At 41.3% G+C, this 22271-nt stretch carries 21 protein-coding genes; 17 read left to right on the plus strand and 4 right to left on the minus strand.

The window, feature by feature from the left end; genetic code table 11:
- Nucleotides 1-51 precede the first annotated feature (51 nt).
- Nucleotides 52-803, plus strand: a protein-coding gene (locus E2K74_RS09225) for an IS5 family transposase (protein WP_413773101.1) whose coding sequence is annotated in 2 segments (ribosomal slippage) — nt 52-286 and nt 286-803 — 753 coding nt in all. Because the reading frame shifts where the segments join, the coding sequence is not laid out codon by codon here.
- Nucleotides 804-981: 178 nt separating this feature from the next.
- A complete protein-coding gene (locus E2K74_RS09230; protein WP_151204092.1) occupies nt 982-1431 on the plus strand; it encodes a bacteriohemerythrin in 450 nt (149 codons plus the stop codon).
- Here E2K74_RS09230 and holA read toward each other — a convergent pair.
- From holA to E2K74_RS09250, 4 genes are all read right to left on the minus strand, one after another.
- Entirely contained in the window at nt 1428-2426 is a 999-nt protein-coding gene (gene holA, locus E2K74_RS09235; protein WP_151204093.1) for a DNA polymerase III subunit delta, read from the minus strand. The two genes, E2K74_RS09230 and holA, sit on opposite strands and share 4 nt — an antisense overlap.
- 9 nt (nt 2427-2435) lie before the next feature.
- Nucleotides 2436-2969, minus strand: coding sequence for an LPS assembly lipoprotein LptE (gene lptE / locus E2K74_RS09240; protein ID WP_151204094.1), 534 nt, complete (start codon nt 2967-2969; stop codon nt 2436-2438).
- Nucleotides 2970-3162: 193 nt separating this feature from the next.
- A complete protein-coding gene (gene leuS / locus E2K74_RS09245) occupies nt 3163-5784 on the minus strand; it encodes a leucine--tRNA ligase (protein ID WP_151204095.1) in 2622 nt (873 codons plus the stop codon).
- Nucleotides 5785-5905: 121 nt separating this feature from the next.
- Nucleotides 5906-6253 carry a DUF4124 domain-containing protein gene (locus tag E2K74_RS09250; protein ID WP_151204096.1) on the minus strand — a complete coding sequence of 116 codons (348 nt, stop codon included), beginning with the start codon at nt 6251-6253 and terminating at the stop codon, nt 5906-5908.
- 660 nt (nt 6254-6913) lie between these two features.
- Between E2K74_RS09250 and E2K74_RS09255 the strand changes: the two genes are divergently transcribed.
- The 15 genes from E2K74_RS09255 (at nt 6914) to ispG (ending at nt 22268) form a co-directional block, all read left to right on the plus strand.
- Complete coding sequence (locus E2K74_RS09255; RefSeq protein ID WP_151204097.1) at nt 6914-8641, plus strand: acetolactate synthase 3 large subunit; 1728 nt, start codon at nt 6914-6916, stop codon at nt 8639-8641.
- Nucleotides 8638-9129 carry an acetolactate synthase small subunit gene (gene ilvN / locus E2K74_RS09260; protein ID WP_151204098.1) on the plus strand — a complete coding sequence of 164 codons (492 nt, stop codon included), beginning with the start codon at nt 8638-8640 and terminating at the stop codon, nt 9127-9129. The genes E2K74_RS09255 and ilvN overlap by 4 nt, the downstream gene beginning before the upstream one ends.
- A 107-nt stretch (nt 9130-9236) precedes the next feature.
- Nucleotides 9237-10253, plus strand: coding sequence for a ketol-acid reductoisomerase (ilvC, locus tag E2K74_RS09265; RefSeq protein ID WP_151204099.1), 1017 nt, complete (start codon nt 9237-9239; stop codon nt 10251-10253).
- A gap of 868 nt (nt 10254-11121) precedes the next feature.
- Nucleotides 11122-11646 carry a DUF4402 domain-containing protein gene (locus E2K74_RS09270; RefSeq protein ID WP_151204100.1) on the plus strand — a complete coding sequence of 175 codons (525 nt, stop codon included), beginning with the start codon at nt 11122-11124 and terminating at the stop codon, nt 11644-11646.
- A gap of 99 nt (nt 11647-11745) precedes the next feature.
- Nucleotides 11746-12447: a molecular chaperone gene (locus E2K74_RS09275; RefSeq protein WP_151204101.1), complete on the plus strand. Its 702-nt coding sequence runs from the start codon at nt 11746-11748 to the stop codon at nt 12445-12447.
- Nucleotides 12448-12488: 41 nt separating this feature from the next.
- Nucleotides 12489-14816 (plus strand): fimbria/pilus outer membrane usher protein, encoded by a 2328-nt coding sequence (locus E2K74_RS09280; protein WP_151204102.1) that lies wholly within the window; start codon nt 12489-12491, stop codon nt 14814-14816.
- 12 nt (nt 14817-14828) lie between these two features.
- The gene (locus E2K74_RS09285; RefSeq protein ID WP_151204103.1) at nt 14829-15242 is read left to right on the plus strand and encodes a hypothetical protein; all 414 of its coding nucleotides are present in this window, start codon (nt 14829-14831) and stop codon (nt 15240-15242) included.
- Between the two features lie 245 nt (nt 15243-15487).
- Nucleotides 15488-16768, plus strand: coding sequence for a glycosyltransferase family 4 protein (locus E2K74_RS09290; RefSeq protein ID WP_151204104.1), 1281 nt, complete (start codon nt 15488-15490; stop codon nt 16766-16768).
- Between the two features lie 18 nt (nt 16769-16786).
- Nucleotides 16787-17338: a phosphatase PAP2 family protein gene (locus tag E2K74_RS09295; protein ID WP_151204105.1), complete on the plus strand. Its 552-nt coding sequence runs from the start codon at nt 16787-16789 to the stop codon at nt 17336-17338.
- An 89-nt stretch (nt 17339-17427) separates the two neighbouring features.
- Nucleotides 17428-17628 (plus strand): Fe-S cluster assembly protein IscX, encoded by a 201-nt coding sequence (gene iscX / locus E2K74_RS09300; RefSeq protein ID WP_151204106.1) that lies wholly within the window; start codon nt 17428-17430, stop codon nt 17626-17628.
- Nucleotides 17629-17738: 110 nt separating this feature from the next.
- Nucleotides 17739-18170 (plus strand): nucleoside-diphosphate kinase, encoded by a 432-nt coding sequence (gene ndk, locus E2K74_RS09305; protein ID WP_035265623.1) that lies wholly within the window; start codon nt 17739-17741, stop codon nt 18168-18170.
- A 122-nt stretch (nt 18171-18292) separates the two neighbouring features.
- Nucleotides 18293-19528 carry a 23S rRNA (adenine(2503)-C(2))-methyltransferase RlmN gene (gene rlmN / locus E2K74_RS09310; RefSeq protein ID WP_151204107.1) on the plus strand — a complete coding sequence of 412 codons (1236 nt, stop codon included), beginning with the start codon at nt 18293-18295 and terminating at the stop codon, nt 19526-19528.
- Between the two features lie 41 nt (nt 19529-19569).
- A complete protein-coding gene (pilW, locus tag E2K74_RS09315) occupies nt 19570-20343 on the plus strand; it encodes a type IV pilus biogenesis/stability protein PilW (RefSeq protein ID WP_373688388.1) in 774 nt (257 codons plus the stop codon).
- Entirely contained in the window at nt 20334-21125 is a 792-nt protein-coding gene (locus tag E2K74_RS09320; protein ID WP_151204109.1) for a helix-turn-helix domain-containing protein, read from the plus strand. The genes pilW and E2K74_RS09320 overlap by 10 nt, the downstream gene beginning before the upstream one ends.
- Before the next feature lie 21 nt (nt 21126-21146).
- Nucleotides 21147-22268: a flavodoxin-dependent (E)-4-hydroxy-3-methylbut-2-enyl-diphosphate synthase gene (gene ispG / locus E2K74_RS09325; protein ID WP_151204110.1), complete on the plus strand. Its 1122-nt coding sequence runs from the start codon at nt 21147-21149 to the stop codon at nt 22266-22268.
- Nucleotides 22269-22271 lie beyond the last annotated feature (3 nt).

The raw sequence follows: 22271 nt of genomic DNA on the forward strand, positions 1-22271 counted from the left end.
TTTTAAATACTTAAAATCCTCCTTTGAGTTATTTTTATTTCTACATTTTCAATGGCACGCACTCTTCTTACCGATGATATCTGGCAGAAAATTCAAGATACTATGCGATTACATGGTTGCTACTGTTCAAAGAATAGTAGAAATATCATGGAAGCGATCTTATGGAAACTGCGTACAGGCGCCACATGGCGGGATATTCCCCAAGAATTTTGTCCTTGGCAAACTGCTTACAATCGCTTTAATCGTTGGGCAAGCAAGGGATTGTGGGATAAATTTTTTTTAGATTACGAGGCGTCCTGGATCAAGAATGGGTATTTATTGACGGAAGCTACATACGCGTGCATCAACATGCAAGTGGAGCTCGGCATGGTTTCAAAAGAGCAATTGGACAATCACGTGGTGGACGAACAACAAAAATACATCTTGCAACCGACGCGAATGGATTGCCGATTGATTTTAAAATCACTGGGGGTGACGTCCACGACAGTCAAGTTGCAAAACAACTGATTGATACTGTAGATGAGGCAACTTATCTTATTGCTGATAAGGGATATGATGCTGAGCACATTAGAATATATGCCCAGAATAAGGATATGATTCCCATTATTCCAATGAGATCAAATAGTAAGAGGTCGAATAAGGAGTTTGATAAATATCTATATCAATTAAGACATTTAGTTGAAAATGCATTTGCGAGATTAAAACATTTCCGTGCTATTGCTACCCGATTTGATAAGCTTGCACGAAATTATCAGTCTATGATTTACATTGCTTGCATGTTTATTTGGTGTAAAGCCAAATGAGGACACGCCCTAAGTATTAAAAACTAAAAAAACTATGTTTTACATATAGATTTAACTAAATAAAGCTTGTAATATTTAATTCCATAAAAAAAATATGTCTTTATTGTGTAAAGATGATATGGGCGTTTTTGTGTAAAAAATAATACGAATTTACTAAGGAAATCGATGGGGTTCAAAAATGGAATGGAATGAAAACTATAATATTGGAATTGAGGTGATTGATAATCAGCACCGTCAAATTTTAGATTATATTAATACTTTGGAACAGGTAAAAAGCACGGGAGCGCGCGATAAAATCAAAGAGGTGTTGGATGACTTAATTGACTATACCCAGTCGCATTTTAGCTTTGAAGAAAATTTACTTGAACAAGTCAGTTATCAATATTTGCCGTCTCATCGTGGAATACATGAATTATTCGTTAAACGATTAAATGATTATCGTCTGAAATTTGAGAAGGGTGAGTCAATTGAAAAAGATTTGTATCGCCTTTTGTCTAAATGGTTGATCAACCATATTCAACATGATGATCAAGACTATGTCGATGCAGTGCGCGACAATATGTTGAGCTATCTACGTAAACAGGAAGAGAAAAAAGGCAAAGGCTGGTTTGCACGTTTTTTTAGTTAAGCGCTGGTTGATAAAAATAAGTCTTTACCACACATTGCAGCAATGGCCTGTAGGATGAGATGTTCAGGATTTTCTCTGGACATCCCTTTAATGGCAGCATCAATGCTGATCAAGAGTTGCGGCCAGGCCAAAAAAGCCTGTGGACTGAGGCGACGTAAGGCCTGCTGATATAGACTTACCTTGGTTTTCCAGATACCGAGTTGCAAAGCATTTTGTGGTTGTTCAAACAGTTGCATCAACAAACGCATTTCCTTGCTGATACTCCACAAGATCAGGCTCATCGGTTCACCAGAGGCTGTTAAATATTGAAAAATTTTTACCGATTGCGCCAAGTCTCCTTTTAGCAAGGCATCACTTAAATCATAAGTACTATAGCGTGACTGGTCTTGCAGGCAGGCATATAGATGATCAATCTGAATCAGATCAACTTCAGGAAAAGTGTCACTGACCCGCATCAGGCTGTTTTTTGCAGCCAGCAGGTTATGCTCGTGATGCTGCTCCAGCCATTGCCATGCATCATTTGCCAGTTGAATGCCCAGCTTTTGCGCTTCTACTCCCAAAATTTGCTGACGATCTTTGGGATAATTGGCCGAAAGTGAAACATTCACCCCATTGGCATCAATCAGTTGAAAGAAACTGGATTTCAGGCTGTTACTGTCCTGCTTGGGCATAACCACCAACAGCAGGTTGTGCTCATTATGCTGCAAATAGCTTTTCAGTAATTTAAGAGCACTCGCATCAGGCTTGATATTGCCATGCACTTCCACAGCAAGTTGCGTGGAAAAAAGAGACAGACTATTTAAGGCATTAAAGACATTTTTCCAGTCAGCTACTGAACTGATATCATAACGCTGACGCTCAATGTCCTGTTTTTGCCAGCTGGCACGAAAGGCATCAAGCAGGTTCTGTTCCAGCAGGGGCTCCTGACCATGCAATATCCAGGCTCCGCGAGCATCATCAATACGTTTGAGGGCCTGGAGATAGTCAAGTTTCATCGCTTAATCTTATGGGGTAGCCGGAGTTGAAGGACGATCTTTAACCAGCGGTAACCGATTTGAAGAAATCTGGCGCGCAATCTGCTGGGCAATATCATCAATAAGGACCTGATTTAAGAACTTTTGTTCCTGGTCATCGGTGTTTACGGTTTCAATATTATATTGATAAGTACGGGTTGCTACCACCGTACGTGCTTCGGTAATCGGCTTGCCTTGCGCATCTTCTATACGGAAAGTCACATTCAAACGTAACAAGGTTTCTACCAGCTTGCCATTTAACTCCAAGCGGCGCGGCGTATAGTCCAATATATGCAATACATAAGCATTAGGAGCCTTGTTTAGCTGTATACCAGCGGCACCCAGATAGACTGCAAGCTTTTCCTGAAGTTCTTCAGTATGGGCAGGTAAGGAGAGGCTCATGGTGGAGTAAGCCAATGGCGCGGAACTCGAAGTAGTTCCTTTTAAATGAAAGCCACAGCCCGCCAAGCCTGCACTTAGACCACAAGTTAAAACAATTGCTGCTAAACGTTTGCCCAAATGCATATTTTGTCCTCTATTCTTCCCTGCGGAAAATATTTGAAATCCTGAAACGGATTGTAAAGTCAAAGCCCGTTGGCTGGCAACGGGCTTTGTTTGGGAATTGTGAAATCCTTTTGTCCCCTCATCCTAACCTTCTCCCAGAGAAAGAAGGGATTGGCCCCTTCCTTTTAGGAAAGGGTAAGGGAGCGGTAGATTTTTAAACCACCAGGTTCACCAGTTTATTTGGTACCACAATTTCTTTCTTGGTTGGCCCCGTCAAGAATTGCTGTACTTCCGGCAAGGCTTTAGCTTGTGCCAGAACTTCATCTTTAGAAGCATCCACCGCTATTTCAAGTTTGCCACGCAGTTTGCCGTTGACTTGAACCACAATGGTTTGGGTATTACGGGTTAAAGCAGACTCATCCACTTGCGGGAATAGGGTTGAATTCAATTCAATCCCAAACTTAGCCAATAAAGTTTGGCTTAAATGCGGTGCAAACGGAGCCAATAAGGTAAGAAGGGTGGTAATGGATTCACGTGCAACCGCCACGTCATTGTCATCTTTGGCTTCAAACTTATTATTCGCGTTTAACAATTCCATCATGGCAGCAATGGCCGTGTTAAAGGCATGACGGCGTTCAATGTCATCACCCACTTTTTGGATGGTTTCGTGCGTTTTGCGACGCAGGTCTTGTGCCGCGGTTGAAAGTTTTGCTGTATCGATAACAGATGCAGAATTGCTTTTTTCCAGGAAGCCTGCAGCCAAACGCCATACACGTTTCAGGAAGCGGTTAGCGCCTTCAACACCGGCATCTGACCATTCCAGAGATTGATCCGGTGGCGCAGCAAACATCATGAATACACGTGCGGTATCTGCGCCGTACTGGTCAATAATCGCTTGCGGGTCGATACCGTTGTTTTTCGATTTCGACATTTTTTCCTGACCACCGACAATGACATCTTGACCATCGCCCTGATATTTTGCAGAAATGATGCGGCCTTTATCATCACGTTCAAGATCGATGTCGGCTGGATTGAACCAGGTTTTTTTACCTGACTCAGCCTCACGATAGTATGTATCCGCAAGGACCATACCCTGGGTAAGCAAGTTGGTGAATGGTTCGTTACCTTGTACCACACCTTCATCACGCATCAGTTTGTGGAAGAAGCGTGCATATAACAAGTGCAGAATCGCATGTTCAACACCACCAATATATTGGTTCACTGGTAACCAGGTTTGACTGGCTTCAGGTTTGACCAGACCATCGGTAAAATCAGGAGATGCGTAACGCGCATAGTACCAAGATGATTCTACAAAGGTGTCCAGAGTATCGGTTTCACGACGTGCGTCGCCACCACAACATGGACAAGTGGTTTCATAGAACTCAGGCATTTTGTTCAGCGGGTTACCTGAACCGTCTGGAACCACATCGGTTGGAAGCACAACTGGAAGCTGTTCTTCAGGTACTGGTACCTGACCGCATGTGTCACAGTTAATCATTGGAATTGGACAACCCCAGTAACGTTGACGAGACACGCCCCAATCACGTAAACGGAATTGAACTTTAGAACTTGCCAGGCCTGTTGGTTCTAATTTAGCAAGGAATGCATCGTATGCACCCTGGAAATCCAGACCGTCAAACTCGCCTGAATTGACCAGTTTGCCTGCTTTAGAGCCGTACCACTCTTGCCACTCTGTCGCATCAAAGTCTGTGTCTTCTGCACCTTTGGCATCAATGACCTGTTTGATGGTCAAGCCATATTTGTTGGCAAATTCAAAGTCACGTTCATCGTGTGCAGGTACGGCCATCACCGCACCTGAACCGTATGACATCAATACATAGTTGGCAATCCAGACTGGAATATCTTCACCAGTCACCGGATGTTTGACTGAAAGACCGGTTGCCATCCCTTTTTTCTCAGCCACGGCCAGATCGGCTTCAGCCACTGAGCCCATACGGCATTCTTCAATAAATGCAGCAAGTTCAGGATTGTTTTCAGCTGCTTTTAATGCCATCGGATGTTCTGCGGCAACTGCCACATAAGTCACGCCCATTAGGGTATCGGCACGGGTGGTAAATACCGTTAAGCCATCAGCATAAACCTCAGGATTTGCTGAAGGGAAGGTGATATCCATCCCTTGTGAGCGACCAATCCAGTTGCGCTGCATGGTCAGTACTTGTTGTGGCCAGCCGTCTTTTAATGTATCTAAATCATCTAATAGTTCTTGGGCATAATCGGTAATGCGGAAGTAGTACATTGGAATATCACGTTTTTCGACCAATGCACCTGAACGCCAGCCACGACCATTTTCCACCTGCTCATTTGCCAGTACTGTCTGGTCTACCGGATCCCAATTCACAGTGGAAAGTTTGCGGTAGATCAGACCTTTTTTATACAGCTGAACAAATAACCATTGTTCCCAGCGATAGTATTCTGGGGTACAGGTCGCAAATTCGCGATCCCAATCTACAGCTAGACCGAGTTTTTTCAACTGGTCACGCATGTAGGCAATATTTTCAAAAGTCCATTTTGCCGGAGCCACCTGATGAGCAATGGCTGCGTTTTCAGCAGGTAGACCAAAAGCATCCCAACCCATTGGTTGCAGGACAGTTTCACCTTTTAAACGGTGAAAACGGCTGATCACGTCGCCAATCGTATAGTTACGCACATGACCCATATGCAGCTTGCCACTCGGGTAAGGGAACATCGAGAGGATATAACGACGCGGACCTTCTACAGTGTCGGCAACTTTAAAGGCTTTGCGAGATTCCCAATCCTGCTGGACTTGAGGCTCAATCGCACTGGCTTGATATTCAGGGTCAATGTGAGTAGTCATATACGTAATACAAGAGAATGGTTAAAAAATTTAACGCACAGCATAGCGCAAAATGCACCTAAAAGTGAATTTTGCGCACGGGTTTCTGCAGGAAAAATCTAAATCGGTATTTCAGAGAGTCTTAGACTGATGGGCGTTCGGACTGACCACGCTCTAAGGCTTCATTGGCTTCGCGTTGTTGCTGGTCATTTTCAGTCCCAGCCGGATTTGGGCGACCATGGGCTGGATGACCATTTTCAGGTTGAACTGCATTTTGACCAGTTCCTGAAGGCGTTGTTGCTGAATTGGTCCAGCCATAAGTGGCGACCGTTTTAACTTTTTTAGAAGACTTTGGTGGCGGCGTTTTGGTGTAGTGGGTGGTGCCTTTGGCGTCTACCCATTTATAGTATTCCGCTGCAGAAACATGGCTAGTTATACTAAAGAGTAATATACCAGCACAACTACCTAATTTCAGGAAAGTGCTTTTCATTTGTTATATATCCTTAAAAAATAGAGTTATTTGAATGGTTTCTGCTCTAGAAAGGGGGGAGCTGTCATTGGATTTATTGTGTAATATTAAAAAATAAAAAGAAAGTTTTAAGACCGAAAAAAGTCAGGAGATAAAGTTTATCTATAAAAAATGATATTCAATTAGATAAAAATTCATTCTTTTTTCTTATGTAATGCATATTAAAAATTTATAAAATTAAAGAGATAACAATATGAAAATGATAAATATTTTCTGGATCGGTAAGAACTGTACAAAAAATCCAAGACTAAATTGTACGTAAAACCAGCAAATCAGGTCAAAAAGTAGGAAGAGAGAGCGTGTTTAAAACTTGACTTTAGAGTCTGAAAACACAAGAATGCTGCAATAGTTTTATATGCCTTAAATCGATCACCCTTCGAATAAGTGTCATGTCATGCAATGGGCAATTTTTCTAGCCGAGAAATTGAACAAAGCCAACAAAATATGTTTACCCCAACATGTTTTAGATCTTGTATTGCTCGAACAGCAAGAAGATCAGATTTTTTTCCTATTGCTATGAAAACTATGAAATTTGTGTGCTATAACAGTGCAGACAGTTAACAAATGAAACACTGCAAATGCCTCCCATTTGTGCAGTGAATAATATTAGGGTGAATCACGTTGGAACTTTTATCTGGTGGTGAAATGCTTGTTCGCGCATTAGCGGATGAAGGCGTTGAACATGTTTTTGGATACCCAGGCGGCGCAGTACTGCATATTTACGATGCGCTCTTTCAACAGGAAAAAGTCAATCATTATCTTGTACGTCATGAACAGGCTGCCGGTCATATGGCCGATGCTTACTCGCGCGTAACGGGTAAGACAGGTGTAGTGCTGGTCACTTCAGGCCCAGGCGCAACCAATACCGTCACACCAATTGCAACGGCCTATATGGACTCAATCCCAATGGTGATTTTGTCGGGTCAGGTTGCAAGCCATCTCATCGGTGAAGATGCTTTCCAGGAAACCGATATGGTGGGTATTTCCCGTCCAATCGTGAAGCACAGCTTTCAGGTACGCCATGCAAGCGAAATTCCTGCGATTATCAAAAAAGCATTTTATATCGCATCGAGTGGCCGTCCAGGTCCAGTGGTTGTAGATATTCCAAAAGATGCGACCAATCCCGCGGAGAAATTTGCTTACGAATATCCTGAAAAAGTGAAGATGCGTTCGTATCAGCCGCCTTATCGCGGTCATACCGGACAAATCCGTAAAGCGATTGACGAACTGCTTCATGCTAAACGCCCGATTATTTACTCGGGTGGAGGCGTGGTTCAGGGCAATGCTTCGGCGCAATTGACTGAACTTGCCCATTTGCTGGGCTTCCCGGTCACGAATACGCTGATGGGCTTAGGGGCTTTCCCTGGCGATGATCCACAGTTTGTCGGCATGCTCGGGATGCACGGAACTTATGAAGCGAACATGACCATGCATAATGCAGACGTGATTCTGTGTGTGGGTGCGCGTTTCGATGATCGTGTAACCAATAACCCGGCGAAGTTCTGTCCAAATGCCAAAGTCATTCATATTGATATTGACCCGGCGACTATTTCAAAGACTATCATGGCCCATATTCCAATCGTGGGTGCGGTAGAGCCGGTATTGACAGAAATGTTGAACCAGTTGAAACAGATGAATGTTTCCAAGCCAAATCCTGAAGCAATTGCGGCATGGTGGAAACAGATTGATGAGTGGCGCCAGGTCAACTGCCTGAAGTTTGATGTACCGACTGATGGTTCGATGAAACCGCAACAGGTGGTACGTGCTTTAGACAAGATCACCAACGGTGAAGCGATCATTACCTCTGACGTTGGTCAGCACCAGATGTTTGGTGCATTGCACTACCGCTACAAGCGTCCACGTCAATGGATCAATTCAGGCGGCTTGGGCACCATGGGTGTTGGTCTTCCTTATGCGATGGCTGCAAAGCTTGCATTCCCGGATCAGCAAGTGGTGTGTATTACGGGTGAAGCGTCTATTCAGATGTGTATCCAGGAGCTTTCAACCTGTAAGCAGTATGGGCTGAACGTGAAGATTCTATGTCTGAACAACCGTGCCTTGGGTATGGTGAAACAGTGGCAGGATATGAACTATGAAGGTCGTCATTCCAGCTCTTATGTAGAGTCTTTGCCTGACTTTGCCAAGTTAATGGAAGCTTATGGCCATGTCGGGATTCAAATTGATCATGCAGATGAGCTTGAATCGAAGCTTGCTGAAGCCATGGCAATTAACGACAAATGCGTATTTATTAACGTAATGGTTGACCGTAGTGAACACGTCTATCCGATGTTGGTTGCGGGTCAGTCGATGCAAGATATGTGGTTATCAAAAGGGGAGCGCACGTCATGAGACATATTATCTCTGTACTCGTAGAGAACGAAGCGGGCGCACTTTCACGTTTGGTTGGCCTGTTTTCTCAGCGCGGCTATAACATTGAAACCTTGAATGTGGCACCGACTGAAGATCCAACGCTTTCACGTCTAACGCTCACTACATATGGTGATGACCACAAGATTGAACAAATTACCAAGCAGCTGAACAAGCTGGTTGAGGTGGTTAAAGTTGTAGACCTGTCTGAAGGTGCACACATCGAACGTGAACTCATGCTGATTAAAGTCAAAGCACTAGGTTCATCACGTGACGAAATCAAGCGTACAGCTGATATTTTCCGTGGTCAGGTGGTCGATGTCACACCAACGACCTATACCATTCAAGTGGCAGGTACGACTGAAAAAGTTGATGCGTTTATTGATGCCTTGGCAGAAAATACCATTCTGGAAGTGGTTCGTTCAGGTGTATCTGGCATTGCGCGTGGCGAAAAAGTTCTAACTATCTAATTTTTAACATATTCTACTCATTGTGAAATGAGAATCTCAGTCAATGAATACGAATAAGATCATTGGCTGAGGTCAAAGGAAGCATAAGCATTCAAGTGGAGACAGCAATGCAAATTTTTTATGATAAAGACTGTGATTTATCTATCATCCAAAGCAAAAAAGTAGCGATCATTGGTTATGGTTCACAAGGCCATGCGCACGCGCTTAACCTGAAAGATTCTGGCGTTGATGTAACTGTAGGTCTGCGTGCAGGTTCTACTTCTTGGAAAAAAGCTGAAAATGCTGGTCTTAAAGTTGCTGAAGTTCCTGCTGCTGTAGCACAAGCTGACGTAGTGATGATCTTGACTCCGGATGAGTTCCAATCACAACTTTACCGTGACGTCATTGAACCAAACATTAAGCAAGGTGCTACTTTAGCATTCGCTCATGGTTTCTCTGTGCTTTATAACCAAGTGGTTCCACGTGCTGATTTAGACGTAATCATGGTTGCGCCTAAGGCACCAGGTCACACTGTACGTTCTGAATACCAACGTGGTTCAGGTGTTCCTGACCTTATCGCCATTCACCAAGATGCTTCTGGTAATGCGCGTAACGTAGCACTTTCTTATGCTTCAGGCGTAGGTGGTGGTCGTACAGGTATTATCGAAACTTCATTCCGTGAAGAAACTGAAACTGACTTGTTCGGTGAGCAAGCGGTTCTGTGTGGTGGTGCTGTTGAACTGGTTAAAATGGGTTTTGAAACTCTGGTTGAAGCGGGTTATGCACCAGAAATGGCATACTTCGAATGTCTACATGAACTTAAGCTGATTGTTGACTTGATGTTCGAAGGCGGTATCGCAGATATGAACTACTCGGTTTCTAACAACGCTGAGTACGGTGAATATGTAACGGGTACTGAAGTGATCAACGAACAGTCTCGTGAAGCAATGCGTAATGCGCTTAAACGTATCCAGTCGGGTGAGTATGCGAAGATGTTCATCCAGGAAGGTGCATTGAACTATCCGTCTATGACTGCACGCCGTCGTCAAAATGCTGCACATGGTATTGAAGTGACAGGTAACAAGTTACGTGCAATGATGCCATGGATTCAAGCAAACAAAATCGTTGATAAAGAAAAGAATTAATTTTTATCTTCTGATTGAATAAAAAAACCTGCTCGAATTGAGCGGGTTTTTTTATTTATTATTTTAAGTTTTCAGTTATAAGAAATGAAAAAAGGAAGTTTTTTCTAAATTATTTTTTAGGATACTAGTTAAAGCGGGAGTAAATAAAAGTGTAAAAGTAAAAGGCTTAGGATCTAGAGTTAAATAATAAATATTGATGGACAGGAGATTTAAGTTATCTGGTGTTTATTTAACATAGGAGTAGATTAAATAAATTATCATGTGAATATCGATTTAATTAGAGTCTTAACAGATTATTTAAAATAATAAGATAATATTCACAATATAGTTAAATAAAGGGATTGATTTTAAAAGCTCAAGAATAAGAAATTTTAAATAGCTTAGAAATTAAAAGATAGATTACGCGATAAAAACAAATAAATTCTAGATAAAGTGTGATGTAGTGTGAAAAATATAAGAAAAAGTGAGAGATAAATATGATTTTTCCCTGCAATTTGTTAAGAAGTGTAATTTTTGAAACTTTTAGTAATAATTTACTTTTATTGAGAATTTATTGTATTTCAGTTACTTGTGTTAATTATATTGGGGTGTAGATTATATTAAATTTTAAGTAATTATTGAAAACAATTTGTAACACCTGTGGTATTAATTAGCTATCTCTATAATTTTATGTCTCCTAATAATGTTTTTATAAATATCCCTACGAAATAAATATATTATTGTGAATAGTATTATTTTTGTATGTTTTCAAACGAATGATAATAAGATAAAAAAACGGTAAGTAGTTTTGCTCATAAGAATAAGAGTGTTTTACTCACCGTGAGACCAAATAAACAAAAATATTCTTTTTAAAAGAATGGAGAAAGACATGAAAAAAACGACTCAGGCAGCACTGGCAGCATTAGTATTAAGCGTTGGTTTTGGTTCAACAGCCGCATATGCAAATGAGCTTGAAGCAAGACCAGGTCCTAAACCAACTAAACCACACAAACCGGGTAAACATGGATGTGGAGATAAATGTGACGGAAAAATTAAAATCGATTTGAAAGTAGATCGCCATTGTGATCTAGATATTGGAACGTCCACAATGACATTGGCAGGCACACCAGGTGGTGATTATTCAGCAAATGGACATTTCGATGTACGTACCAATGCAGGCTATAGCCTACTCATTAGTGCGCCAGCAACTTTAGCGGGTAGCGCAGGTTCAGTACCAGTTGCGGTTACTACACGTCAAGATGGAGCAGGTTCTGATTACACTGGTTCTACTTTACCAAGTACTGGTAATGCAGATGTTCGCTTTAATGTTAAAGCTCTTGTAACAAGTAACGCTATTGATAATGCAGATGCAGGAAATTATACCGGTAACTATATTGTAGCGGTAAAATTCTAATAATAAGAAAAAAATTTCTTATATAAAGTAATAAATAGGAGATGTGGAAAGCATCTCCTATTTTAATAAAAATTATATTGAATGGAATTGGAGTTAAATATGAATAAAAAAATTATAGGATTTTTTTTATTATTCTTAGTAAGTACTTCTTTGTTTGCGGGAATAAGATTTACTCCTATACAACTTTATATTCAGGATTTTAAGAAACAGAAAAGTACGACTATCAGTGTAGAAAGTAGTGGGGTTGCAAGTTCAAAAATTTTTGAAATCAATGCATTTAAATGGACACAAGATGAACAGGGAGAGGATATTTTAGTAGAAGATAATACTTTATTATTTAATCCAAAAACATTTGAATTAAAGCCTGAAAGCAAGCAGCTTGTGAGAATTGGCTTTAGCCAGCCTCCCTTACATTTAAAAAAACAAGAATCATGGAGAGTTGTTTTTAAGGAAGTCACTCCTATTGAAAATAAATCCAATATTAACTTTTTGTTTAATTTTTCATTACCATTATTTGCTGGAGAGCAACTGCCGCCTCAACTTGATATAAAGTTAGAAAAAACAAATAACTCAGCATACTTGAATATTGATAATACAGCAAAATCCCATGCAAAAATTACTGAGGTAGTTGTATTGGATAATAAAAATAAAGAAGTTTTTAAAAAAGATTTGACTTTATATATTTTAAGTGGAAATAAGATTAGGTATAACTTGGGTGACTTTAAGAATAACAATAGCGAACTAAAATTAAAAGTAAAGGTTGAGGAATATGGATACTTAGAGTTTCCTGTAAAAGGATAGAGCTGGTCTAAAGAGAATAAAAATAGTAAAAGGATAATACTATGAAAGCTACTAAAATTCTCATAATGATAGTGTGTGGTATGGGTGTAACAAATACAAATGCAATAGATAATCAACAGGTAGATCAGAAAGAAAATGTGGAAATTTTTATTGTAAATATATGGGTGAATGGGCTGGATTATAATACTGAAACAACTACCTTTATAGAAGGTGGAAAAAGATTTATAGAGTGTGAAGCTTTAAATAAAATTGGGATTCGAATTGAGGGACTTCAACACCATTTAACTAAAAAAGACTTTTGTTTATTAAATCAGCCAGATGTTATATTTGAAGATGACCATAGCTTACAAGCAATAAAAATTAATTTTCCTTCAAATTATTTCCAGGAAACTGCTTATGACTTGGAAGTAGCAGCACCTGAAAAAGCAAATTTTGGAGGCTTCGTAAACTACAGTTTATTTTATAATAGAGATGAAGAGGATCAGGAATTTAATACGTTTTCAGAAGTTGGTATATTTAAAGATTACTGGTTGTTCAAAAATGCTTTTTTGTACCGTAAAGATCCCGAAGAGTTTGAACAGCAGTTTTTACGGGTAAATAGTACCTTAGATATTGAATTTCCTGAAAAGTTTCTAAGCCTAACTTTAGGTGATACAACTAGTCGTTATAATGCGCTTAATAATTCATTCCGGTTTGGAGGATTAAGTTTTGGAACCAATTATACAGATCGGCCAGACTTCGTATACTGGAACACTCCTACTTTAAATGGCAGCGCAAGCTTACCTTCAACCATTGATTTATATATTAATGGGATAAGGCTTTATCGAGATTCTATTACACCTGGAAATTATAACCTACCTGCAGGTGCAATTTTTAATCAGGCTGGTGATGCTCAAGTGGTGGTAGAAGATATTCTAGGTAACCGCACTGTTCAAAGTTTCCCAATTTATATCAATAGTCGCTTATTAAAACCAAAACTAAATGAATATAATATTTCCTTAGGGAAGCTAAGATATAATTATGATTATGTCGATGATGATTATCGTGACTTTTTTACAAAAGTATTTTTTCGACGAGGTATTACTTCCTCTACCACATTAGGGGGAGATCTTCTATATAGTGAAGAAACAATTAACTTTGACTTTTTATGGACACAAGGAGTGAGTAAGTATTTTGTCTTGGATACTGCATTTTCAGTGAGTGAAGCGAAGGAAGAGGAGGAACAAGGGTATGCTGCCTCATTAGTATTAAATCGAAGTTTTAAAAATTGGTCTTATAGCCTGAATAGCCGATACTTTACTGAAGAATATAAATATTTGAGCAATGATCTGTATGATTCTAGTATTAAAACTTCAAGTGCCTTAAATTTTAATTTTTTTAATTTAAAAATTGTTGATGGGGTGGGCTTTAACTACATTTATCAGTCTTACTATAATGATCAAGGTTTTGATAATGACCGTCAAATTATTGATATTAGAGCAACAAAAAGATTAACAAAAAATCTGTATTCAGACTTCGGTTTCTTTAAAGATTTTGGTGAAGGTGGCGATCAGGGTTTCAATATTGCATTTAATTATGATTGGGGAGACAAAGGACAAATCTATCTTGATCATGATACTGAAAATAATGAAACAAGTTTAAGTTATAGTCATAGGACGATGACTCAAAATGGTTTTGATTATGTTTTAGGCGTTAATCGCAGCGATGATGAAGTAAATTATAATGCATATGGCTTATGGAAAACGAGTATCGGTAATTTACAGTTATCACATGATGAATTTGAAGATCGACGTAATTCACAAGCCTTATTTGAAGGAGCTCTGGTCTGGTTAGGTAATAAAGTTGCATTAACTAAATATGCATATAATGCTTTTGCCCTGGTCAATGTCGATCAGCATCCAAATCTTGATATTTATCGTTCAGCAACACTCGCTGGCCATACCAATGATAAAGGTTATATCTTTATCCATGACATTATTCCTTATATTCATTACGATATTTCTTTTGACCAGAATCAGTTGGCTATGGATGAAACTTTTGAATACTCTTCAAAAAAGCTCATTGCATTGGACCAGCGCGGTTATAAGTTTAATTTCCCTGTTCATAAAACCAAGCGTATTGCGGTAAAAATCAAAGATATTCAACAAAATAATTTAATTATCGGTTCTGAAGTCCTGGTCGATGGTTTAAGTGGCGAACCTTCTTTTGTGGATAGTCAGGGTATTGTCTATCTCTATTTGTTTAAAGCTGGATCCTATAACCTTAAAGTCAAAACTCAAGGAGGAAAACAGTGCCAGGCCCAATTTACTCTTAATGAAAATCAGTTCCAAAATTCAAACCAACAAGTTTTAGAAGCTATATGTGAGTAGGAGTAGAAGAAAATGAAAAAACTCTTTTTATTAATAATCGCCCTATCGGTTAGTGCAATTACAGAAGCAGCAAAATATTGTTCAATAGATGGTTTTAGTAATTCAGAATTACGTCTAGCCAGCTATCAGCGTAGCCAGGCTGCTACCTCCTTTAATATTTCATGTGATACCAGTTATTCTATTTTATTTAATAGTCAGAATTTAATCAGTCCGGACGGCATGAGTTATGTATCTAATGGTCCTCATAAATTAAGAACTAAATTAAATTTAAGTGGTGCCAATAGTGGTTTGTGGGGAGTGAGATTAAAACAGAACCCTACACAAAGACAGAAGTATATAGTCTCGGTTCAACTGGTGGATAATCCTTATAATGGTGTTCCTGCGGGTCATTATCAGGATCAGATCTCAGTAGATATCGATTTTTAAATGCTAAGAGTTTGAATATAAAAATAAGCTGATGACGATACTAAAACCGGAAAGACTTGAGAGGACTCTAAATGGACACCCGTGGTAAGTGAGTATCTGGTGTCTAAGCAGATATTCACTTAATTCCATCCTCTGAACAGGCAGTGATGAATATTGTTATGGAACTGTATTTGAGCCTCATGATTCATCAAGTAGTCATATGCGGTTTCTATGCTGAATGAAAAATATAACTAGACAGGTGCGGGATGTCACAAACTTCCATCTCAGAATTATTAAAACACCGACCAGTTCTTCATAAAATCCAGTTTGATTTGAAAGGTCAGCGCAGACCGGTCAGTCCCTATAAAACTGCCTTGGAGAGTCTGGTATGTCCCCGCCTAAAAATTGCCATTGTGACCGAAACCTGGCCACCAGAAATTAATGGGGTGGCACATTCATTGCTACAGCTTTGTAAAGGTTTACAAAAGCAAGGCCATAAAATCTTATTGATTCGCCCAGAACAACAAAAAACCTGTAGTGAATTCAAAGCCTATGCTGAATGTCTGGTCAAGGCGCATCATATTCCCCGATATGCACATCTACAGTTTGGTCGGCCTCAATTTTTAAAAATTTATCAGGCAGTTGAGGATTTTTATCCGGATCTGGTGCATATTGTGACGGAAGGTCCTTTGGGGTTGGTGGCTCAGCAAGTGGCAAAGCTGCAGGGAATCCCGGTATCGAGTGGATTTCATTCCTCCTTTCAGGATTTTAGCCGTTTCTTTGATTTGGCTTTTCTGGTTAAACCGATCCAGAATTATTTAAAGTGGTTTCATAACAATACTGCTCTGACATGTGTGCCTAGTCAGGAAACGGCACAAGCCCTGACCGATTTTGGGGTCACTTGCCGGCTTGCTGTTGTAGGCCGTGGTGTCGATACGGATACATTTTCACCAAAGTGGCGCTCACCCGAATTGCGTTATGCTTGGGGTGTCTCTGCCACGACTCGCGTGATGCTCTATGTAGGCAGGCTTTCACCAGAAAAAGAGGTGAATGTCTTGATTCAGGTGTATTTGAGAATGCGCCAGCTGTATCAGCAGAATATACGTCTGGTCATCGTAGGCGATGGACCTGATCGGGCTAGGTTGGAGCGGCTTAATCAGGATGGAAGTGTTATTTTTACAGGAAGTTTGTCGGGTCAAAAATTATCACAGGCTTATGCCAGTGCAGATGTATTTTGTTTTGCCAGTCAGGTCGAAACCTTCGGTAATGTGGTTTTAGAGGCAATGGCAAGTGGTTTGCCAGTGATTGCGTATGATTATGCCTGTGCGCATTTACATATCCGGCATGGTCAAACAGGTTATTTAAGTGCACGTGGAAATCAGCAAGCTTTTATACAGAATATGCTTGAGCTGCCAGATCTGCTCTGTCTACAACAGATGGGGAGTCTGGCACGTCAAAAAGCTGAAGAAGTTGGCTGGCAATATCCAGTGTATCAATTTGAACAAGCCTTGTATTCGGTGGTTCAACCTGAAAAATACAGGGCATAAAACAATAAGAGCTCTACAATGAAATTTCAAAATGCAAAACTCAAGTTTTTGGAAATTGATTTAAAAGGCTGTGTTTATCTTAATCACTTTTCCCGTTCGGAGCGTATTACCACCTTTTTTAAAATCGTCAGCCGCCTTGGAGATGGGATTTTCTGGTATCTGATGGTGTTGAGTGTTTGGATCGTACAGGGCTTGATATATAGCCTGCAAATTATCTATCTGGTTTTAGGTAGTACGGTAGGAACTTTAATTTATAAAGTCCTTAAAACCAAGACGGTACGGCCGCGTCCCTATCAGGTGCATCAGGTGATCCGCTTGGGTGAACATCCGCTGGATCATTTTAGCTTTCCTTCAGGCCATACCTTACATGCTGTAATGGCTACGGTGGTACTGGGTTATGTAGTGCCTGCATTACTGTTTCTGATGCTGCCCTTTACCATTTTGGTGGCTTTGTCCCGCATGGTGCTGGGGCTGCATTATCCAAGCGATGTGGTGGTAGGGGCCTTACTTGGTGGCGTGCTGGCAATGGCGATTGTATGTATGGCGCCATTTTTAAATATTGTGTTGTAAAAAATCAAGCAGAAGCCCGGCGAAAGGCTCGCAGAATTTTGCAGATTTGCTAAAGTACAGCATCACACTAGATATGCTTAGGAATAGATATGGGTTTACGTTGGACAGATACCCTCGATATCGCGATTGAATTGTATGAAGCGCATCCGGATGTTGATCCGCAATGGGTTCGCTTTACCGATCTGCATGCCTGGATTTGTGCACTGCCTGATTTTGAAGATGACCCGAATAAATCGACCGAAGGCCTTTTGGAAGGCATTCAAATGGCATGGATTGACGAAGCCCGTTAATTGCTGGCTTGAAAAAAGTAAAATTTTTACCTCTGAAACGAAGAAACAAGTCCATTATTCGGTATAATGCGGCAAAATTTCATGTCAACAATTGACTTAAGGAGCCGATCATGGCTATTGAACGTACATTATCTATTGTAAAACCAGACGCAGTTGCTAAAAACCACATTGGTGATATTTTTGCTCGTTTTGAAAAAGCGGGTCTTAAAATCGTTGCAACTAAAATGAAACACTTGACTCAAGCTGAAGCTGAAGGCTTCTACGCTGAGCATAAAGAACGTGGTTTCTTTGCTGACCTGGTTGCATTCATGACTTCTGGTCCAGTGGTTGTTTCAGTTCTTGAAGGCGAAAACGCTGTTCTTGCTCACCGTGACATTCTGGGTGCAACAAACCCTAAAGAAGCTGCTCCTGGTACTATCCGTGCAGACTTCGCTGTAAGCATCGACGAAAACGCTGCTCACGGTTCTGACTCTGTAGCATCTGCTGATCGTGAAGTGAACTACTTCTTCGCGCAAACTGAGATTGCTCCACGTACGCGTTAATACGCAGTATTCAAACCAGATAAGTGTTATTATACTTATCTGGTTTTTTTATTCTCTGAATAATTTTTTGCTCAGATATTGAGCTTCTCCTTTCATCTTTAGACATGGTTTAGGTAATACACATGAGTACTGACGTGGTCGCTACATCAGCAGTTTCTGATGCCCAGCAACAATCTCTGTCCACTCCTGCACAGCAAAATTCTGTGGAAAAAGTGAACTTACTTGGCATGTCACGTCCACAAATGGAAAAATTCTTCGAAGATCTGGGCGAGAAGAAGTTCCGTGCCGGACAGGTGATGAAATGGATTCACCAGTTTTTTGTAACAGATTTTGCCGAGATGACCAATATCTCAGGCAAGCTACGTGAAAAACTGGAAAAGATTTGTGAAATTAAAGCGCCAGAAGTGGTGCATAAAAACTATTCCAAAGATGGCACCCGTAAATGGGTATTCCGTGTGGGCGACGGTGACGGTTCTCTGGTCGAGACAGTATTGATTCCGGCAGAACATCGTAGCGGTTTACGACGTACCTTGTGTATTTCATCCCAAGTGGGCTGTGCATTGGACTGTTCTTTCTGTTCTACCGGCAAACAAGGTTTTCAGCGTGATTTGACTCAGGCAGAAATCATCGGTCAGCTGTGGATGGCCAACTATTCCTATATGGAAGATGTGCCTGTACTTGAGCGTGAACGTTCGGTCACGAACGTGGTGATGATGGGCATGGGCGAGCCATTGCTGAACTACGATGCCGTGCTTAACGCGATGCGGGTGATGCTGGATGACTTTGCGTATGGTATGTCCAAACGTCGCGTGACTTTATCAACTTCAGGTGTAGTGCCAAAAATTGATCAGATGGTGAAAGATATTGATGTGGCCCTGGCGATTTCATTGCATGCACCAAATGATGAGCTGCGTAATGAGCTGGTACCGATCAATAAAAAATATCCACTCGAACAATTGATTGCCGCCTGTCAGCGTTACATTGCCAAAGATGGTAATGAAAGTTCGCGTAAACACGTGACGATTGAATATGTGATGCTGGATGGGGTGAATGATCATCCTGAACATGCGCAACAGATGATTAAATTGTTGAAGAACCTTCCAAGCAAGATCAATTTGATTCCATTTAATCCGTTTCCGCATGCGCCATACGGCCGTTCTAGCCGTAACCGGATTATTTCTTTCCAAAAAACTTTGTCTGATGCCGGTTTTGTGTGTACGATTCGTCAGACGCGTGGCGATGATATTGATGCTGCGTGTGGACAGCTGGTCGGACAGGTTGCTGACCGTACCCGTCGAGCGGAGCAGTGGAAAAAGAAAATTGCGCAATCAAATGAGATTATGCGCTCACAAGGATAACAAGAGGTCGCCAATTGAATAATCTGACATCCAAACTTGCTTTGATTTCAGTGCTGTGTGGGTTTTGGGGATTAACCGCGTGCCAAACGCCGGAACTGGGTCAGAAAGACCCGGAAAAAGCCACTAAAGTCCGTACACAATTGGCGGCAGAATATCTTAAATCAGGTGATCTGGATTCAGCAAAACGTGCGCTCGATCAGGCACTGGAAAGCAATTCGCGTGATTCTCAGGCCAACATGATGATGGGTGTGCTGCTTCAGCAGGAAGGCAGTCCACTCAATCTGGAAAAAGCCGAGACTTATTTCAAGCGTGCCATTTCCGCCGACCCGAAAAATGCACAGGCGCGAAATAATTACGGTACCTATTTATATCAGCTTGGGCGCTATAATGATGCGATTGAGCAGTTTAAAATTGCGGGTGCAACTTTAGGATATGATCAGCGATTTCGTGCCCTGGAGAATATGGGCCGTATTTATCTGAAAACTGGCGATGTTGTGAATGCTGAAAAAACATTCAAACAGGCGCTACAGGCTAATCGCGATTCATATATATCAATGTTAGAGTTGGCAGAAATTTTTTATCTGAACCAGCAGTTCCCGGCAGCGACACAAATGTATGAACATTTTGTGCGTGGGGTGGGACAGAAAAATCAGAGTGCCCGCGCACTCTGGATTGGCATTCGTACCGCGCGTGCCAATGGTGATCGGCTAGGAATGCAGGTATTGGTTAATCAATTGCGTGCACTCTTTCCTGAAAGCCAGGAATACCAACGTTATTTGCAATTACAGTACAGTACTGAGGCCGTATGGAAGTAAATCCTAATTCACCATCGAATCATTCGAGCGTAGCTCCAAACGCGTTAGGAAATGTTCAACGTCCAGGTGAGTACTTGCGTCAGATTCGTATCAATCAGCAACGCGATCTGGACGATGCAGCCAATGAGCTGAATATTCCGGTAAAAACCCTGACTGCGCTTGAGCAGGATGACTACAAGTCTTTGCCTGAAGCCACTTTCATTAAGGGCTATTATCGTATCTATGCCAAGTTTCTGGGGGTAGATGCTTCTAGCATCATCCAGCGTTTTGATGAAATTTATACGAATGATACCGGCCTGTTGCCCAATCATGCCCTGAATAATTCTCCGATCAAAATTATGGGGAAACTTCCGGGTTCGAAGCGCGATCGTAACCGTAAATGGTTAAAACGCATTTTGATTGCCTTGACGGTACTGGTGATTCTGGGGGTATTGACGACGATCATACAAAACTGGTCCAGCAATAACAGCCAGAATGACAGTGAAATTGCCGCAGACCCATCTTCTCATATTGAAGTTCTAAATCTGGATAATGGCACAGCCATGATGGGCGACCAGTTAAAACTGGATTTTCAGCGTCCAACCTCGGTTCATATCGTGGATTCCACTGGAAAGGTATTGGCGACTGGCCGTCAAGCTTCCACCTTGCAGCTTAGTGGTGAGCCGCCATTTCAGATTCGTCTGGATGATGCCACTGCCGTATCACTCAGTTTAAATAATGAAAGTATTTCATTGTCTCCATATACCGTGAACGGAAAAGCAGAATTCCGTTTGTCACGTTAAGGGTGAGAGTAGGTCGAAAGAATGATTATTAATCCAATTCAGCGTCGTTCAACACGTAAAATCCGTGTGGGTTCTGTCTATGTGGGAGGGGATGCCCCTATCAGTATTCAGTCAATGACCAATACTGAAACCTGTGATGTAGATGCGACCGTTGCACAAATCCAGCGGTGTGTGGATGTGGGCGCGGATATTATGCGTGTATCTGTGCCGACCATGGAGGCCGCAATCGCCTTTGGTGAAATCCGCAAGCAGGTCAGTGTGCCTTTGGTTGCTGATATTCACTTTGACTATAAGATTGCCCTTGCGGTTGCAGACTATGGGGCGGACTGTCTGCGTATCAATCCGGGCAATATCGGTTCTGAAGCCAAAATCCGTGAAGTGGTGGCTGCTGCAAAGCATCATGATATTTCCATGCGAATCGGAGTGAATGCCGGTTCTCTGGAAAAAGATATTCAAAAGAAATATGGCGAACCGACGGGCCAGGCTCTGCTTGAATCCGCAATGCGCCATATCGACATTCTGGATCGTCTCGACTTTCAGGAATTCAAAGTTTCGGTTAAAGCCTCCAATGTCTTCTTAACCATGGATGCGTACCGTTTGCTGTCGCAGCAAATTGATAACCCGCTGCATCTGGGAGTGACTGAAGCTGGTATTTATCGTACCGGTTCAGTGAAATCCGCGATTGCCCTCGGTGGCCTGCTGATGGAAGGCATCGGTGACACTATGCGAATTTCCCTGGCGGCAGAGCCTGAAGAAGAAATTAAAATCGGTTTTGATATTTTAAAATCACTCAGTCTGCGTTCTAACGGCATTAACTTTATTGCTTGTCCAAGCTGCTCACGTCAAGAATTTAATGTGATCAAGGTCATGCAGGTTCTGGAAGAGCGTCTGGAAGATGTGCGCGTGCCAATGGATGTTTCGGTTATCGGCTGTAAGGTCAATGGTCCAGGTGAGGCCAAAGAAGCCGATATTGGTGTAGTGGGTGCAAGTCCACGCTCACTGGTGTACCGTAATGGTGAAAAAAGCCATTTAATTGACACAAATCAACTGGTTGATGAAATCGAGGCAATGGTTCGTCAACGTGTTTCCGAGCTTGAAAAAGCTAAATCTAAAGAGATTATTCGCACAGGTTTTTCTGAGTAGATC

Origin of the sequence: Acinetobacter sp. RF15B, assembly GCF_007558235.1 — a bacterium.
GTDB classification, from domain to species: Bacteria; Pseudomonadota; Gammaproteobacteria; order Pseudomonadales; family Moraxellaceae; genus Acinetobacter; species Acinetobacter lwoffii_C.

What these genes read in the sequence shown, in the direction of transcription:
- E2K74_RS09275 (WP_151204101.1), top strand. Translation starts at nt 11,746, where the DNA reads ATGAATAAAAAAATTATAGGATTTTTTTTATTATTCTTAGTAAGTACT.
- ilvN (WP_151204098.1), top strand. Translation starts at nt 8,638, where the DNA reads ATGAGACATATTATCTCTGTACTCGTAGAGAACGAAGCGGGCGCACTT.
- E2K74_RS09290 (WP_151204104.1), top strand. Translation starts at nt 15,488, where the DNA reads ATGTCACAAACTTCCATCTCAGAATTATTAAAACACCGACCAGTTCTT.
- iscX (WP_151204106.1), top strand. Translation starts at nt 17,428, where the DNA reads ATGGGTTTACGTTGGACAGATACCCTCGATATCGCGATTGAATTGTAT.
- ndk (WP_035265623.1), top strand. Translation starts at nt 17,739, where the DNA reads ATGGCTATTGAACGTACATTATCTATTGTAAAACCAGACGCAGTTGCT.
- E2K74_RS09250 (WP_151204096.1), bottom strand. Translation starts at nt 6,253, where the DNA reads ATGAAAAGCACTTTCCTGAAATTAGGTAGTTGTGCTGGTATATTACTC.
- E2K74_RS09230 (WP_151204092.1), top strand. Translation starts at nt 982, where the DNA reads ATGGAATGGAATGAAAACTATAATATTGGAATTGAGGTGATTGATAAT.
- E2K74_RS09285 (WP_151204103.1), top strand. Translation starts at nt 14,829, where the DNA reads ATGAAAAAACTCTTTTTATTAATAATCGCCCTATCGGTTAGTGCAATT.
- E2K74_RS09280 (WP_151204102.1), top strand. Translation starts at nt 12,489, where the DNA reads ATGAAAGCTACTAAAATTCTCATAATGATAGTGTGTGGTATGGGTGTA.
- ispG (WP_151204110.1), top strand. Translation starts at nt 21,147, where the DNA reads ATGATTATTAATCCAATTCAGCGTCGTTCAACACGTAAAATCCGTGTG.
- rlmN (WP_151204107.1), top strand. Translation starts at nt 18,293, where the DNA reads ATGAGTACTGACGTGGTCGCTACATCAGCAGTTTCTGATGCCCAGCAA.
- E2K74_RS09270 (WP_151204100.1), top strand. Translation starts at nt 11,122, where the DNA reads ATGAAAAAAACGACTCAGGCAGCACTGGCAGCATTAGTATTAAGCGTT.
- lptE (WP_151204094.1), bottom strand. Translation starts at nt 2,969, where the DNA reads ATGCATTTGGGCAAACGTTTAGCAGCAATTGTTTTAACTTGTGGTCTA.
- E2K74_RS09320 (WP_151204109.1), top strand. Translation starts at nt 20,334, where the DNA reads ATGGAAGTAAATCCTAATTCACCATCGAATCATTCGAGCGTAGCTCCA.
- leuS (WP_151204095.1), bottom strand. Translation starts at nt 5,784, where the DNA reads ATGACTACTCACATTGACCCTGAATATCAAGCCAGTGCGATTGAGCCT.
- E2K74_RS09295 (WP_151204105.1), top strand. Translation starts at nt 16,787, where the DNA reads ATGAAATTTCAAAATGCAAAACTCAAGTTTTTGGAAATTGATTTAAAA.
- ilvC (WP_151204099.1), top strand. Translation starts at nt 9,237, where the DNA reads ATGCAAATTTTTTATGATAAAGACTGTGATTTATCTATCATCCAAAGC.
- holA (WP_151204093.1), bottom strand. Translation starts at nt 2,426, where the DNA reads ATGAAACTTGACTATCTCCAGGCCCTCAAACGTATTGATGATGCTCGC.